General features: G+C 69.4%; 15 protein-coding genes. All 15 read right to left on the bottom strand.

Translation table 11 applies throughout. The features are described 5' to 3' along the window. Positions 1-22: 22 nt before the first annotated feature. Entirely contained in the window at positions 23-598 is a 576-nt protein-coding gene (locus AAEP80_RS09565) for a hypothetical protein (RefSeq protein WP_420364220.1), read from the bottom strand. A gap of 2 nt (positions 599-600) precedes the next feature. Further along, the gene (locus tag AAEP80_RS09560; RefSeq protein ID WP_420364219.1) at positions 601-1,077 is read right to left on the bottom strand and encodes a hypothetical protein; all 477 of its coding nucleotides are present in this window, start codon (positions 1,075-1,077) and stop codon (positions 601-603) included. A 288-nt stretch (positions 1,078-1,365) separates the two neighbouring features. Further along, on the bottom strand, positions 1,366-1,803 hold the full coding sequence (locus AAEP80_RS09555; RefSeq protein WP_420364218.1) for a hypothetical protein: 438 nt from the start codon (positions 1,801-1,803) through the stop codon (positions 1,366-1,368). A 40-nt stretch (positions 1,804-1,843) separates the two neighbouring features. After that, positions 1,844-3,328 (bottom strand): hypothetical protein, encoded by a 1,485-nt coding sequence (locus AAEP80_RS09550; protein WP_420364217.1) that lies wholly within the window; start codon positions 3,326-3,328, stop codon positions 1,844-1,846. After that, positions 3,321-4,166 (bottom strand): hypothetical protein, encoded by an 846-nt coding sequence (locus AAEP80_RS09545; RefSeq protein ID WP_420364216.1) that lies wholly within the window; start codon positions 4,164-4,166, stop codon positions 3,321-3,323. Before AAEP80_RS09545 ends, AAEP80_RS09550 begins: the two co-directional genes overlap by 8 nt. Beyond that, complete coding sequence (locus tag AAEP80_RS09540) at positions 4,163-4,714, bottom strand: hypothetical protein (RefSeq protein ID WP_413602322.1); 552 nt, start codon at positions 4,712-4,714, stop codon at positions 4,163-4,165. The genes AAEP80_RS09545 and AAEP80_RS09540 overlap by 4 nt, the downstream gene beginning before the upstream one ends. Before the next feature lie 62 nt (positions 4,715-4,776). Further along, positions 4,777-5,073, bottom strand: a complete 297-nt coding sequence (locus AAEP80_RS09535) for a WXG100 family type VII secretion target (protein ID WP_071270879.1) — start codon at positions 5,071-5,073, stop codon at positions 4,777-4,779. A 2-nt stretch (positions 5,074-5,075) separates the two neighbouring features. Then, positions 5,076-9,608, bottom strand: a complete 4,533-nt coding sequence (locus tag AAEP80_RS09530) for an FtsK/SpoIIIE domain-containing protein (RefSeq protein ID WP_420364215.1) — start codon at positions 9,606-9,608, stop codon at positions 5,076-5,078. A gap of 49 nt (positions 9,609-9,657) precedes the next feature. Beyond that, the gene (locus AAEP80_RS09525; protein WP_420364214.1) at positions 9,658-10,533 is read right to left on the bottom strand and encodes an oxidoreductase; all 876 of its coding nucleotides are present in this window, start codon (positions 10,531-10,533) and stop codon (positions 9,658-9,660) included. A 65-nt stretch (positions 10,534-10,598) separates the two neighbouring features. After that, the gene (locus AAEP80_RS09520; RefSeq protein WP_420364213.1) at positions 10,599-10,925 is read right to left on the bottom strand and encodes a hypothetical protein; all 327 of its coding nucleotides are present in this window, start codon (positions 10,923-10,925) and stop codon (positions 10,599-10,601) included. Positions 10,926-10,934: 9 nt separating this feature from the next. Continuing rightward, complete coding sequence (locus AAEP80_RS09515; protein WP_420364212.1) at positions 10,935-11,459, bottom strand: hypothetical protein; 525 nt, start codon at positions 11,457-11,459, stop codon at positions 10,935-10,937. A gap of 121 nt (positions 11,460-11,580) precedes the next feature. Continuing rightward, the gene (locus AAEP80_RS09510; protein ID WP_420364211.1) at positions 11,581-12,126 is read right to left on the bottom strand and encodes a hypothetical protein; all 546 of its coding nucleotides are present in this window, start codon (positions 12,124-12,126) and stop codon (positions 11,581-11,583) included. Between the two features lie 40 nt (positions 12,127-12,166). Beyond that, positions 12,167-13,693: a ribosome biogenesis GTPase Der gene (gene der / locus AAEP80_RS09505; protein WP_281267471.1), complete on the bottom strand. Its 1,527-nt coding sequence runs from the start codon at positions 13,691-13,693 to the stop codon at positions 12,167-12,169. Between the two features lie 58 nt (positions 13,694-13,751). Then, the gene (gene cmk, locus AAEP80_RS09500) at positions 13,752-14,447 is read right to left on the bottom strand and encodes a (d)CMP kinase (protein ID WP_281267563.1); all 696 of its coding nucleotides are present in this window, start codon (positions 14,445-14,447) and stop codon (positions 13,752-13,754) included. A 152-nt stretch (positions 14,448-14,599) separates the two neighbouring features. Then, positions 14,600-15,724, bottom strand: a complete 1,125-nt coding sequence (locus AAEP80_RS09495; RefSeq protein WP_402729312.1) for a prephenate dehydrogenase — start codon at positions 15,722-15,724, stop codon at positions 14,600-14,602. Positions 15,725-15,758 lie beyond the last annotated feature (34 nt).

The following is a 15,758-nucleotide window of genomic DNA, read 5'->3' as shown; positions in this document are numbered from 1 at the left end:
TTCGACAACGCGGCACACGCGGCTACTTCGACGAATCCGGCACAGCGCCTGGCCATTTTCCGAAACGCTCCTCGACCGCGACCTCTGGCAGGAGTACAAGTTGCTTCAGCCGGTCGGTCGACGTGGCATAGGCCGCATCGGTCCATCCATTCGCCTTCGCGATGTCTCCGATCACCGGCTGCGGTGTGAGTTTCAAGCGGACGTAGACGCCGGTGTCCGGTTCGTGCTCGTTCACCGACCAGCCAAGCTGCGCCAACTTGTCGATCACCATCGGGAGCTGGGAGGGATCCTCCGCGGTCGCCGTCACGAGCACCTGGTGATGCTTGTTCAGTCCAGAGACGGTCTGGTCGATCTGGACTGACGTGTCCGTCAGCCCAGGCATCGCTCGGAGCTGCTCCCGCGCGGCGTCGAGCGACTGGCCCGCACGCCCGTGCGACGACGGAGTTGAACTCGTCGGCGTCGGACCCTGTGTACCCATCGTGCTGCACCCTCCGACAGATCCCAGGATAACGATCGCCGCACCGATGCACGCGAGGCGTCGATGTCGAACAGAAGGAGCTGAATTCAATGCGCTCCTCGGATTGGTGCGGTTGATCACGGTCAATAACTAGGTTCTGGCAGGAAGCCGTCTGGAAGCGAAAAACACATCGAAAACGAGTCGATGTTGACCACAGTCCCGTCGTTCCACACCCCAACAAGCAGGGAGACGCCGGAGTCCGCGGTCAGAGTTACCCGCGGGGTACCCGAACGAGTCTTGTCTTGCTCCACATCGAACCCGCTATCCTCGGCACGCCGCGATATCTCATCGACGAGCCGGGAATCGTCCTGTCCACTGACGAGACTCAGCGTCGTATTGCCGGACCATTGCTTCCCAGAGGAGCAAGCCAGCAAGCTGCCGGTGCGCGTCTGGTGGAGACTCTTCACTTCCTTCTTGGGAACGAAGCCCGCAACGAGTTGCTCAGCCGACTGCGAAGCAGACTTCACGGCCTTGATGCGTGCGACCGGGTCGTCGGGGAGATCAGAAGACATCGTCGAGCATCCAGCCATCGTCGAAACCAGGCCGAGCGCGGCGATCACTCCCGCGGTTCGTTTTGAGTGGGTCATTTGTCTCCGAACAGAATTTCCCGCATGTCGGTCAGGAGCTTCCGACTGTCCGGGCTGTCCACCCCACACCCCATCAATCGGGATGCGTTGCGCTTCCTGGAGTAGAGCAGCCGCGTACGGAGCACTATTTGCTTGGGGAATCGATGCGGGAACGGGCCGTCCTTTTAGGCGAATGCAGCCATGTTCGGATCACGCTGCTGGAACCATCCGGCGACCGCCTGCGTGACGAGTTCGTTGCACCCGGGGGTGAAGGTCACCTGCTCATTTGATCCGGTCCGGAACCTCGCCCGGCCATTTTCCCCATTTCTGCTCGAGGTCCTTTGCCGTGATGAGTGCGCTGGAATTGTCCCGAGGGCCGGGATAACCTTTGAGTCCGAGTTCATCGAGGGCGGCGATGACGTCGGGACTACCGGGACCTGACAACAAGAGCTGCACTCCCGTCGGCTGATGGCCGATATCCGTCGCCCATCCGACCCGCGTGACGTAGTCGACGAGCTGGGTCAGCTCGGTCGAGCTCTCGCTGCCACGTATCGTCACACGCACGTCGACGAAGTACGTCGTCTTGAGACTTTCACGATCTGTACCCGTCGTGACGGTCGCTTTGGTCACGTCCGGTGCGCTCTGCACGCGGTCTCGCGCTTCGAGCGGGGTGAGCGAGCTTCGCATTGCGCATCCTCCTAAGCCGCTGACGACGATCACGCCCGACACCATCGCGAGCACGATTCGACGCCACCGCCGATCACTTCCGAACGCCATAGAAGTCCGTCACCTTCTTGTCACCGCGGAAGTACGTGTCAAACTGCGTCGACGAGTTCTGTGAAGACCCCTGTGCCATACGCGCGTATCTGTCCGCGTTGTGGATGTCTCCCGGACCTAGGAGATCCGCACCCGGCCCCGACTCGCTTTCAAGGCGAGCCGGCGGTCCGGCAACAGTACCCCGCGAATTGTCTTGTCCGTCCAGTCGGGCCACCGGATCGCCGTCTGCCTCGAGTGCGGTGACTCCAGTCGTACCCGGTATGTCAAATCGGCCGATGGGCGCACCTGCCGTGACGACCTGCTGCACGTTGTGCGAACCCGGATTCGCTGCCATCGAGCCAGCGGTGATCCCTCCGAGACTGAACCCACTAAGCATCACGGGCGAGTCCGATGCAGCACCATCGTCATGCATAGCGCGATCCAAGGCGTTCCACGCCGCGGTCGAGAGAGCGGTCTGACGTTCTTGCTGAAGTGCGAGGACATCACTGGTGAAGTCGTTCCCAATGGACGCAGTGGTCGGCCACCACCTGAGCGTCGAAGGTATCTGAACGATGTACGAGTACTTGTCCTTCGCGTACTCCGTCCGGATGATCCTGATGTCCGACACATCCTGGCCGCCGACGCTGTCGATCTGCGAGGATCCGGCGAAGAGACTCGCGAGGTCCTCGGGCAGGATGCGCCCGTCCTTGTCCTTCGGGAGGTCTTCGAGTCCAAGCGCTGCGAGACTTGCGCGGTAGGAACGATCGCCGCGGTCGCCGACGGAATCAGGAACAAGCTGTCCGTCCACCTCGCGGTCGGGGATATTGGGTTCATCGGTAGTCAGCGCGAGCGCGCGGTCATCAAACAGACCAAGCCAGGTGCCATCCCGGATGATCGTGTCCAAGAGCCCTTGGTAACCGGCGCCGGGTATCCGGTTGAGTCCGTCTTGAAGCCCATTCACGGCATGCTTCTGGAACAGGAGCGGGATCTGCAGCATCACGTCGCCGACGTCCTCACCCGACAGGATGCGCTGCCACGCCTCTCCGAAGGTTCCGCCAACCCCGGTGTTCAACGCTTCGGACAGAACCGCAGTGATCTTCTTCGCCGCGTCGACGGTATCGGCGGTGATCACCACTACGCGGATCAAGAACTGTCCGAAGCTGTCGGCGTCCACAACTGCTTCGACCGCGGCGAGGGACGCGGACAAAGCCTGGTCGGCCGTCTGGTACACCTTCACGATCGACGCCGTGATCACCACGAGCGCCTCGGTCGACGCGACCGTCACCCCGAGCTGCACGGATGCGGTCAACACCGCCGACTCAGCCGCCACGGCCGTTCCCGGCGAGAGGATCGCCGACGCCAACAGATCACCATCTGCCGAGATCGCCCCGACCTTCGGCACCAACGGCAACGCGTACGCATTGAGGTCAGTCAGCCCGTTCGTCATTCGGTCGAGTTCGGCGAAGTCGACCTTCAGCCCTTCAGCCATCCCTGTCCCTGTCCCTGATCAGTCCTGCGACGAGGCTCAGCAGCTCCGTACGGATGTCATCGTCGGTCTGCGCCGTCACCGTGACGGTCCCGGCATCGGTGATGAGCTCTGGCGTGACCTCGGCGCCACGCGCCTCGGGCTCGAGTCCGACGCCCATCCGCAGCCAGCCTCGGGTGGTACCGAACCAGTTACCGACGAACACCGGCCCGTGGTCGAGCGTGAACGCCTTCACTCGGAACCCCGAGTGCACGGGGTCCGCGAGTCCGCGGAACAGGTCGACCGCCTCGGCCGGCACATGGAGCTCGCGCACGACGGCGTCGAGCAAGCGCGGATCACGCTGGCCGATCGCGTCGACGAGTGCCTGCGACGCGACCGTGCTGACTGTGACCGCGCCGCGTGCAGGGCCGTCGACGGACACTGCCGGTACGAGCCCTGCGAGGGTCCGCCAGGCCTGCTCGAGTGTCGTTCCCCGGAGACGGGCGGAACCGTCGCCGTGCACCGTGAGGTGTGAGGCGGCCGACGCCTGGATCACGGTGGAGTGCGCGGCCGTCCCGCCCGGCGTCCACGCGGTGACCTGGATGACGATCGACCCGGCGTTCTGCAGCGCGAGCGCCAGCAGGAACGGCGCGTCGAGGTCCTCGGCCCACGAATCTGCGTCGAGAGCGGGAGAACGCTCCAGCACACCTCGCGAAGCGAGTCCCGCCGCGAGGTCGTCCCGACCGTCGCCGGCGGGCACGAACGACGGCAGCACGAGGCCGGGCAGGTGGGAGCGCAGCGTCTGGAGCTCGTCCACGGACAGCTCCCACTCGATGACGTCAGTGCTCGGCGCCGCGCTCATCCGACGCCGTTCCGCATCGCTGCCCCACGCACGTCGAGCCAGTCCTTCGACCCCGCTGCGGGCGGTGCGGGCACCTGCCCGATGAACGCCCGGGCGCTCGACACCTCGGAACTCGAGACCTCTCGTCCGTTGACCTCGTGGACGGACACGCGGATCTCGTCCGGGTTGCCGGACAGCGCTGCCCCGACGACGTTCATCAGTCCGTTCACGGCACCGCTGGCGACGTCCTTCACCCTGTCGACGACGTTGGCGACCAGGCTGGACGCCTGGTTCCAGAGATCACGCGCGATCCGCTCCGCCTCGGCGATCTTCGCCTTGACGGCATCGACCGCCTTCGCATGCGCCTCGAGCGCCTCCGCTGCATCGTCGAGCAGCTGGGCCTTCTTGCCGAGCTCGGCACCGGATTCGTGGACGCGCCGACGCACAGCATCAGCGGCCTTGGACGACGACGAGAGCGCGTCGGCCTGCGCCACGAGCCCGGAAGCTCGCGAGCGCAGACCGGCGGCGTCGTCGCGGAGCGTGCGGGCTTTGGCCCGCAGGTTCGCCATCTCCCCGTACACAGTTCACCCCCGTAGCGGCATCACACGGATGCCGCACACGACGGACCGGCTCAGCGACCCAGCTTCGACGCCAGCTGCTGGTCCACGTCACCCAGCGTGGTAGCCGTGGTGCGCAGGAACTGCGCCAGGTCGTTCAGCCCACCGATGGTGTTCTGCGCACCGGAGGTGAAGCGCTGGTACGCGTCGTTGTACGCCCCCGACGACCGGTCCGTCTGGAACCCCGCCTGCGTCAGCGATGCGATCTGCGCCTGCAGCTTCGACAGCGTCGCGTTGATCTCGTCACGACCAGCAAGCAGCCGGTCCGCGTTGCCGTTGAGCTCCTGGTAGGACACGTTGATGTTCGGCATGATCATCCCCTCGTTCGGTTCTCGTCGCCAGCCCCTCCGGCGACTTCTGGCACGCTACCAGAGGAGGAGAATTCCTCACCCATGCGATGGGAAACAGGCAACGCGACCTGCACCCGGGTGACCCGCCCGGAGTCGACCATGAACCCCCGACCGAGCGGGAAGTCCGACCGCGTACAGCGCGGGAACGCCGTCCGGAACAACGTCAGCCCGTCCGTCTCCTCCGGCTGCAGGGCGATGCCCGCGCGGGCGGTCTTGAGCTCCCCGAACAGCTGCCAGGCGCTCGGCGCGGTGACGGTGTCGGCCTCCGCGAGGACGAACACCCCTGCGCGTCGAGCGGCCTTGATCAACCGCGCGACCTGCGACTCGGCTGGCAGCCCCTCGAAGTCGCCGACGTTCTCGATCACGATGAACGGCGACGGGTCGATCGTCCCTCCTGCTTCGAGCGACGACGCCAGCTGGCTGGCGAGCGCGTCGGCCGAGTCGGAGTCACTCGCGACCGCGGCCCAGTCCGCCGCGTCCCGGAGCGCACTCCGGCGGCCGACAACCAGGTACGCAGGGCGAGCAGGGTACGTCGCCGTGACCGACCCGATGAGCGTGCGCATCGTCGTACTCCGGCCGGACCCGAACGGCCCGGTGACGACGAAAAGCCCGTCGGTGGGGATGCCGATGGCCGACAGCGTGTCGTCGGCCACCCCGATCGTCGGACGTCCATCGACCGACACGGGCAGCGAGGAGATCCCGACGGAGGCGGGCAGCCGTCGGACCGCCGGTGTCGCCGGGACGCCGCGCGCCACCAGGGAACCGGCCAGGGACTCCACCGAAGCGGCCTGCACGACGAGATCGGCAGAGCCGCTCGGGACGGCGACCTGCACCTCGTGGGATCCCACGAGCCCCCGCCCGGGGACGGCGTCTTCGAGCACGTCCGCGGCGACGTCGGCCGCGTTGTACTCGATGTCGCTCGCGAGCCGCAGCACGATCCGTTCGCCGATGTTCGCCTGCAGGTTCGTCGGGAAGGCCCCGACACGGTCGGCCGACATCACGAGGTGCACGCCGAGCGCCCGCCCGGTGGAGGCGATCGCGAGCACCTGGTCGAACAGTTGCAGCGTGCCCGGTCGGAACTCGTACTCGTTCCGGAACGCGCCCATCCCGTCGACGAGCACCAGGATGCGCGGCTCCGCCTCGCCGGTGACGGCCCGGTACTCGGTCAGGGAGGAGGCTCTGGCCGCCGCGAACCGCCGCGAACGGTCCGAGATGGTCGCCTCCAGATCGACCAGGAGGCGCGTGATGCGTTCGTCGTCCGGCCCGCTGATCACGGACCCGACGGTGGGCAGTGCGTCGAGCATCGAGAGCCCGCCCCCGCCGAAGTCGAGTCCGTAGACCTGCACGGGGTGCTCGTCGGCCACCGAGGACGCCGCGATGGCGACGGCGCGGAGCACCGTGGACTTGCCGGCGCCACCGGTCCCGAGCACCGCGACGTTGCCGACGACGTCGAGGTCGACGGCGTAGGCGGTCTGCTGCTGGTGTTCCGGGACGTCGAGCGTGCCGATGACGAGCGACGCTCCGTCGGATCGCCCGACCGCGCCGAGGTCGACGCTCTCGCCGAGCTGGTCGAGCCACGGCTTCCGCGGGATCGCGAGCGAGCGTCGGTCCGCTGCGGCCGCGATGGTGCCGGCGAGCCGTTCGATGTCCTTCGCGCGAGCGGTGTCCCGCGGAGCGCGTGCGGCACTCGGCCACATCGTGCCCGGCCCGAACGGGAAGTCCTGCACGTCGATGTCGGGCTCGTGCACGACGTCGTCCGACCGTCCACCGAGGTACGCCGTCTGGAAGTCCAAGACGCGCCCCGGTCCGGTCTTCGCCGCAGCGCGTCCGGGGGTGCCCGGATCGAACCACGCCGCGTCGGGCACACCGAGGACGTCGGCGCTGTCCACCTCGTCGGCGACGCGCAGGGCGATGCGGAGGTTCGTGTTCGCGCGCAGGGAGTCCTTGATGACCCCGCTCGGCCGCTGCGTCGCCATCACGAGGTGGAGCCCCAGCGAACGACCACGCTGTGCGACGTCGATGACCCCGTCGATGAACTCGGGGATCTCGGAGGCGAGCGCGGCGAACTCGTCGATGACGATCACGAGCGACGGCGGCGCCGCCGGATCACCGCGCTGCTCGAGCGTGACGAGGTCCTTCGCCCCTCGCTCGTTGAGGAGGTGCTCGCGGTACCGCAGTTCCGCCCGCAACGACGTCAGCGCGCGGCGGACCAGGTGCGGGTTGAGGTCGGTGACGAGTCCGACCGTGTGCGGCAGCCCGACGCACTCGGCGAACGCCGCACCACCCTTGTAGTCGACGAGCAGGAACGTCACGCGGTCCGGGGCGTACTCGGCCGCGATGCCCATGATCCACGTCTGCAGGAACTCGCTCTTGCCGGAACCGGTGGTCCCGCCGACGAGCGCGTGCGGGCCCTGGGTGCGGAGGTCCAGCGCGAGCGGCTCGCTCGGCCCCTGCCCGATGACCGCCCGGATCCCGCCGGCTTCGCGACCGGCACCGGGCACCCAGTCCGCGGTGATGCTGTCGTTCTTCGCCCAACGGCTGACGACGGCGAGCGGGTCCCCGGCGAGGTCGCCCTCGTACAGGTCGACGAACGCGACGCTGTGCGGCAGGTCGGTCTCGTCGAGCACGCGGGCGCCGGTGTCCTGGACGGGTGCGATGGCCCTGGCGACGGTCGCGGCCTCGATCACGTCGACGCGGTCGAGCTCGTCGAGCACGACCGCCTGGCCGGACCGCACGAACCCGACGGTCGCGGTCCCGGTGGAGCGGTCGAGGGAAATGTACGTCCGGCACACCACCGGCAGCGCCTGCTGCGTCGGGGCGAGCCACAGCACGAAGACGCCGAAGTCCGCGCCCTCCTCGGCGAGCGCCACCAGTCGAGCGCGGTCGGCAGGGGCCTCCGCGGTGACGATGACGAGCACCGCTGGGGTCGCCGGCAGCCGGTCGACGGACTCGCCGTGCTCCTCGTCGAGCGCGTGCCCCTCGTCCAGGCGCGACCGCACCTGCTCGCCACGGCCCGCGCCGGCGTCACGGCGGGTGGCGACGAGCCCCTCGAGTTCCGCGAGCAGCGTCGACGCGCCCGCGAAGTCGCTGACGAGCCCTCCGGACCGGAGCGGGCTGTACGCGGAGTCGACGTGCGGCAGCCACTTCAACCACCCCCACTGCTCCGTCGTGGTGCCACCGGCGAAGGCCGTGACGACGAGGTCGGCCGGGCTGTGCAGGCCGACGAGCTGCACGACGAGCGAACGGGCGACATCGTCGGCGGCGAGCCCGGTCCCGGCGACGCCGATCGCACCGGCTCGTTCGAACGTCTCGATGACCGGGACGGGACCGACGGTGGCGTACTCGTCGGCGAGTGCTTCTGCGCGGTTCCAGTCGTCGACGCTGCCGGTGTTCTTCGACGGCAGCGTGATCGATGCGCGCGATGGCTGGGTCCCTGCGCCGAACCTGACCTCGAGGAAGGTGGTGTGCTCGGGTTTGCGCGTCCACAGCAGCTCGGACCGCGTCCGCATCGCCGCCGTCACGACGGCGGGAGCGGGCGATTCGGCCACCCGGGCGTCGATCTCGCGCGCCCGCTCCGCCGCGAGCCGCGAGCGGACGTCCGCGAGCGAGTCCTCGAATCGCTGCCGTTCGTCGCGCTTCCGCCGCTTGACCTGCACGCGCTGGTCGATCCACGTCCCGATCATGATCACCGGGGACAGCGCGATGAAGATGAGCGTGTACGGCTGCTTCGTGACGAGGAACAGCACGGCACCGAGCACGATCGGGGCGATGATCGCGATGATCGGGAGCCGTGGCTTCTCGCCGGGGACGGGGATCTCGGGCAGCGTGAACGACCGACCCCGGTACGCGGGGTCCACCCGCGGAGACCGCGAGAACTCCGACGGCGTCTCGGCGGCGCCCGGGAGCGTCGGGAGACCGCTGGATGCGAGCGGCACGATGCGGAGCCGGGACTCCCCCACCTGCACCTCGGACGACGGCTCGACGAAGGCCCGTGCGACGAGCCGTCCGTCGACGGAGACGCCGTTCGCGGAGTTGAGGTCGACGACCTCGATCGTCTCGCCGACCGTGACCGACGCGTGGCGGCGGGAGACCTCGTCGTCCCCGGCGAGGTACACCTGCGCCATCGCGTCGCGTCCGATGAGGTTCACGCCGCGCGAGAGCGTGTACTCGTGTCCGGCCTCCGGACCGGCGAGCACCTGCACGACGGCGGCGGGTGCGTCCTCCACGTCGTCCCCACGCCGCCGCTCGGTGACCGGCACGACCTCCACCCGGCAGCCGGACCGCAGCGAGGACTCGTGCACCGTCGCCGACGGGTTGAGGAGCCGCGCCTGCGGACGGTCCGGGAACTGCACGCGCAGCGTGAGCGGGTGCACCCCGGCCGGACTGCCGGTCGCCAACCGGTTCGCGAGGCTCCCGATCGTCGCGGTCACGTCCGCCGTCACGACGACGTCGCGATCGCCCCCGGCCGTGCCGCCGATGGTCATCTTGAGTTTCACACGTCACCCCCGCGACCATCTTAGGGAGGCGGCGCGACGAGCGGCGCGTCTACGCGGCGGTGCCGATCGCGTCCAGCTCAGCCACCGCGTCGGCCGGCAGCGCGAAGCCCGCCGACGCGACGTTGTCGCGCAGGTGCGCGACCGACGACGTCCCCGGGATCAGGAGCATGTTCGGCGACCGCTGCAGCAGCCACGACAGCGCGACGGTCAGGCGCGACACCTCGAGACGGGCTGCGACCGCGTCGAGCGCCCCTGACTGGATCGGCGAGAAGCCGCCGAGCGGGAAGTAGGGCACGAAGGCGATCCCCTGGGCAGCGGTGAGGTCGACGAAGGGGTCGTCCTCACGGTGCGCGACGTTGTACAGGTTCTGCACGCACACGACCGGTGCGATGCCCTGCGCCTCCGCGAGCTGTTCGGCGTTCACCGTCGAGAGCCCCAGGTGGTTGATGAGCCCCTGCTGCTGGAGCTCGGCGAGCGCCTCGAACTGGGGAGCGATCGATCCGGGCTGTGGGCCTTCCATGCCACCCATGCGCAGGTTCACCACGTCGAGTCGCTCGACGCCGAGGTTCCGGAGGTTGTCGTGTACCTGCTCGACGAGCTCGTGCGGTTCCCGCGTCTCGGGCCACCCACCCTGGTCGTCGCGTCGGGCACCGACCTTCGTCACGATGCGCAGGTCGTCCGGGTAGGGCGCGAGCGCCTCGCGGATGAGGCCGTTCGTCACGAACGGACCGTAGTAGTCCGACGTGTCGATGTGCGTGATGCCGAGGTCGACGACCTCGCGCAGCACACGGATCGCCTCGTCGTGGTCGGCGGGCGGGCCGAACGCCCCGGGTCCGGCCAGCTGCATCGCGCCGTACCCGACACGGGTGAGTTCGAGGTCGTCGGCGAGACGGTACGTGCCGCCGGGGAGCGTGGTGTTCGTCATGTCGTCCACGATCCTCCTGGACCGGGATCGGTGACAGGCCCCGATGGTCCCTGGGACCCGGGGTCCTAGGAGCGGTACCCGACGATCCGGCGAACCGCTTCCTCCACACGAGAACGCCGCTCGCGGGCGTCCACAGGCTCGACGAACACGGCGTCGGGCAACGACGTCTCCGCGTGGACCACGGCGAGCACGTACCCGAGCAACTCCGCCGCGTCGAACACGTCGGCGTCGACCGCGCCGCCCCCGGACCCGGCGAGGACCCCGACCGCGTCGGCGAACGGTGCGCCGTCCACGTCGGGGGCCGTCCCGCCCGCAGCCACGTGGTCGAACAGGTCACCGGCGAACCGGGGCAGGTCCTCCGGGTCGAACCGCACCCCGCCGAACATCGTCATGACGCGATCCTACGGAGCCGCGGGCTTCGTGGGCTTCGGGAAGGCCGAGCGCATGTGGTCGGACGTGAGCACGTCACCGATACCGATCATGAACACCGAGAAGACGATCTGCTCGATCACCATCCAGAACGGGTAGAGGCCGGGGATCGCCGCGATGATGAGCGTCACGATCGGGAAGATCCTGCTGAACAATCGCAGCCGCTGGTACGCCCAGTAGTACCCGAGCTGCGCTCGCCAGGCGAACACGTACAGCGTCAGCGTGATGAGGAGCACCACGGTCGCCCGGAACCACACGGCCCACGGGATCGTCTCGCCGGCCCGCGTGAGCAGGACCGCCACGACGATCGCGGCGAGACCCACCACCGTCTCGGCGACGAGCAACCAGCGGATCCACCGGAACGACCGCACGGTCGCGGGGTGCGCGAGCATGTCCTCACGGATCACGTAGTCGGCCTGTCGGCCGCCGGCCAGGCGGTCGAGCCGGAGTCGGCACCACAGCCGGTCGGCCCGGTCCGCGATGGATTGCAGCGTCACCCGTCCATGGTGCCGTATCCGGCGCGGATCACGTGCCACGAGCCTCCCGTCCGACCAGCCGGGAGGCTCGGATCGCGACCGGCGCGCACCCCGCGCGACCGGCGTGACCGGGTCCACGGCGTCAGCCGGCTGGCAGCAGCTCGGCACCACCCAGGATGGTGGTCGTGTTCCAGTCGAGGATCACGAGCGAGTGCACCTGGGGCGGCAGGATCTGCGGGACGCGCAGGTCGATGACCGCGGACGTCGCGCCGTGCGGGATCGTGCCGACCTCGACGGGGTCGCCGTCCGGGACCCATCGTGCTTCCTGCCCGGTGCCCACCACGTCGCCGCCCGTCAGCTGCACCCGGACGTCCGCGGTGGCGAGGTCGGTCCGGAAGTCCGTGATCGTGACGCGCAGCGCACGCTCGCCCGACCTCGTCACCGTGACGTGGCCGGTCGTGTCGACGCCGATCGGGACGATGTCACCGTCCACCGGCAGCCCGGTGCGGTACCAGGGCTCCGGGTGCGGTGGCATGGTCGCGACGGCGTCCGTCGGCGCACGCTCGACGGCCGTGTGCGCCGTCGGGGCCGGAGCGAGCAGCCAGAAGAAGACCGCCGCGGCGACGATCACGCCGGCCGCGCCGATCGCTGCCCAGCCGTTCGGCGTGGGCCCGTGCCCGGGTGACATGCACGGAGCGTACGCCCGTGCATGCCGTTCCGGGGAGGGGTCAGGTGCGCTTCCGGCGCTCGCGGACGCGCATGTTGACCGTGATCGGCGTTCCAGCGAAGCCCCAGACCTCGCGCAGACGCCTGGTGATGAACCGGCGGTACTGCGGGTCGAGGAACTGGGTCGTGAAGAGCACGAACGTCGGCGGCTGGCTCGCGGCCTGGGTGCCGAAGAGGATGCGCGGCTGGCGTCCGCCACGGACCGGGTGCGGGTGCTCCTGGACGAGCTCGGCGATGAAGGCGTTGACCTTGCCCGTCGGGATGCGGGTGTCCCACGACTCGAGCGCGGTCTCGAGGGCCGGGACGAGCTTCTCGAGGTGCCGGCCGGTGCGGGCCGAGATGTTCACGCGCGGCGCCCACGCCACGTGGGCGAGGTCCTGTTCGATCTCACGCTCGAGGTACCGACGACGCTCGTCGTCGAGGAGGTCCCACTTGTTGTACGCGAGGACCAGTGCGCGACCGGACTCGAGCACGAGGTCGATGATGCGGAGGTCCTGGACGGACACCGGCTCGGTGACGTCGAGGACGACCACGGCGACCTCGGCCTTCTCGAGCGCGGCCGTCGTGCGGAGCGAGGCGTAGAAGTCCGCGCCCTGCTGGAGGTGCACGCGCTTGCGGATGCCGGCGGTGTCGACGAAGCGCCAGACACGGCCGCCGAGCTCGACCTGCTCGTCCACGGGGTCGCGGGTGGTGCCGGCGAGCTCGTTCACGACGACGCGCTCTTCACCGGCCGCCTTGTTGAGCAGCGAGCTCTTGCCGACGTTCGGGCGTCCGAGGATCGCCACGCGACGCGGGCCGCCGATCTCCTGCTTCGCGACGGCGGAGACGTCGGGGAGGGTGGTGATGATGAGGTCGAGGAGGTCCGCGACGCCACGACCGTGGAGTGCGGAGACCGGGTGCGGCTCGCCGAGCCCGAGGTTCCAGAGCTCGTAGGCGTCGAGGTCGCGGCGGTCGTCGTCGGACTTGTTCGCCACGACGATCACCGGCTTGTCGGTGCCGCGCAGCATCTTCACGACGTGCTCGTCGGTCGCGGTGATGCCGACCGTGACGTCGACGACGAACAGCACGGCGTCGGCGAGGTCGATCGCGACTTCTGCCTGGAGCGCGACCGAGGCGTTGATGCCCTTCGCGTCGGGCTCCCACCCGCCGGTGTCCACCAGGGTGAACCGCTTGTCGTTCCACTCGGCCTTGTAGCTCACACGGTCGCGCGTGACGCCGGGGACGTCCTGCACGACGGCTTCGCGGCGACCGATGATGCGGTTGACGAGCGCGGACTTGCCGACGTTCGGACGACCGACGATCGCGAGGACCGGGAGTGCCGGCAGGTACGCGACGCCGTCCTCGCCGAACTGCGCGGAGTCGAGGAGCGCGACGTCTTCCTCGTCGAGGTCGTAGTCCTCGAGGCCGGCGCGGAGTGCGGTCGCCCGCTGCTCCGCTTCCGACTCGTCGAGGCCCGCGAGACGCTCGCCGAGGGCGTCGTCGTACTCCGGGAAGTCGTCGTGCTCTGGTCCGTTGTCCAGCTGCGCCATGGTGGGTTCCTTGCCGGCGGCCGGTCGGCCGCGTGTGTTCGGGCCCGTCGGGCCGGTGTCAGTGTCCGGCCGCGCGGGCCAGGTCGACGACCGCCTGCACGGTCTGGTCGAAGTCGAGATCGGTGGAGTCGAGCGTCGTCACGCCGTCCGCGGCGTTCATGAAGTCGACGACCTTCGCATCGGCTGCGTCACGTCGGGCGAGTGCAGCCGAGGTCTCGGCGGCCGACTGGGTCGTGACCTCCGCCGAGCGTCGGGCCATTCTAACCTGCTCGTCGGCGGTCAGGAGGATCCGGACGTCGGCGTCGGGCGCGACCACCGTCGTGATGTCCCGGCCCTCGGTGATGATCCCCTTCGCATCGGTCTTGCGCATCACGTTCCGGAACAGCTGCACGAGGCGCTTCCGGACGTCGGGGAGCTTCGCGATGTGCGCCACCGCCGCCGTCACCTCCGGGGTCCGGATCGCATCGGTCACGTCGGTGCCCGCCACGCGGACGAAGTACGCGTCCGGGTCGGTGCCGATCTCGTAGTCGAACGTGTCCCAGCTCGCCAGGATCGCCGCGGCGTCGTCGAGGTCGACCTCCTGCTGCAGGGCGTGCCACGCCAGCGCGCGGTAGGCGGCGCCGGTGTCCTGGTAGCCGAACCCGAGCGCGCGAGCGGCGGCCCGGGAGACGCTGGACTTGCCGCTGCCAGCCGGACCGTCCACCGCGATCACGAACTTCGCGACGTACGCGCCGTCCGCGAGACCGGCCGGCATCGGGTCGCGGGTCAGGCCCGGTTCGCCACTGCCCTGGCCGTCGGCGCCGCCGATGTCGCCACCGGTCACCGGGCCGGGCTGGTCGACGGGCGTGGGGAGCCCGGTGTCGGGGCCGTCCGGCCCACCGGTCACGCCGGACTCGTTCTGGTCGTTCAGGCCCATGCTGCTGCGATCCTCCATCCGCGGCTCTCGAGTTCGTCGACGAGTCGCTGTTCCTGCTCGGGCACGACCGACGCCTCGACGATGCCGATCGGTGCTCCGGGTGAGTGCTCGAGGCGCATGTCCTCGAGGTTGATGCCGATCTCGCCGATGGTCGTGAGGAGCTCGGCGATCTGCCCGGGTCGGTCGTCTACCAGGACGACGACCTGGGCGAAGCGCTTCGTGGTGCCGTGCTTGCCCGGGAGTCGCTCGACGCCGCGATTACCGGATGCCATGGTCTCGGCGATCGTCCGCGGAGCACCGGGTGCGTCGGGGTCGGCGAGGGCGTCGATGACCTTCGTCAGCTCGTCCCGCAGGTCGCTCAGGACCGGCCGGATGTGCGCCGCGTTCGCCCCGATGATCTGGACCCAGAGCCCTGGATCGCTCGCCGCGACCCGGGTGACGTCGCGGACGCCTCCGCCGGCCAGTCCGAGCGCCGACTCGGGAGCGCTGCGGAGTCGGGACGCCATCAGCGTCGAGACGAGTTGCGGGACGTGCGACATGATCGCCACGGCCTGGTCGTGCGGCTCGGGCTCCATCGGGACGACCGTCGCCTCGAGGTCGAGGGCGAGCGCTTCGACCACGGCCGCCCGGCGGTGCGTGATGTCGTCGTGGCCGGCGATCACCCACGGGCGTCCGATGAACAGGTCGGCGCGCGCCGCGGTCGGGCCGCTGCGCTCGCGACCGGCCATCGGGTGCGACCCGACGTACCGCGTGACGTCGGCTCCAGCGGCACGGAGACGCTCGAGCGGTACTGACTTCACGCTCGCCACGTCGGTGACGACCGCGTCGGGGTAGGCGGTGAGCTCCCGCTCGACGACCTGCGCGGTGACGTCCGGCGGGACCGCGACGACGACGAGTTCGGGAGCGTCCCCGTCGGCGGGGCGACGGCCGGCGCCGTAGTCCACGGCGAGCGCGAGCGCTGCTGGTGAGACGTCGTCGAGGATGACCTCCACGCCCTTCTGCCGGAGACCGAGGCCGATCGACGCGCCGAGCAGGCCGGCACCGACCACGCGAACGGGTCCGCGGAGCCGGCGGTCGGGCTCCGGTGTTGTGCCGGGGTGGGGCGTCTGGGTCACCGGGCAAGCCTACCGACCGGGTCCGAGCGCATCA

Source organism: Curtobacterium sp. L3-7 (assembly GCF_048756585.1).
Taxonomy (GTDB): Bacteria; Actinomycetota; Actinomycetes; order Actinomycetales; family Microbacteriaceae; genus Curtobacterium.
This window is presented reverse-complemented; position numbering and strand designations above follow the sequence as displayed.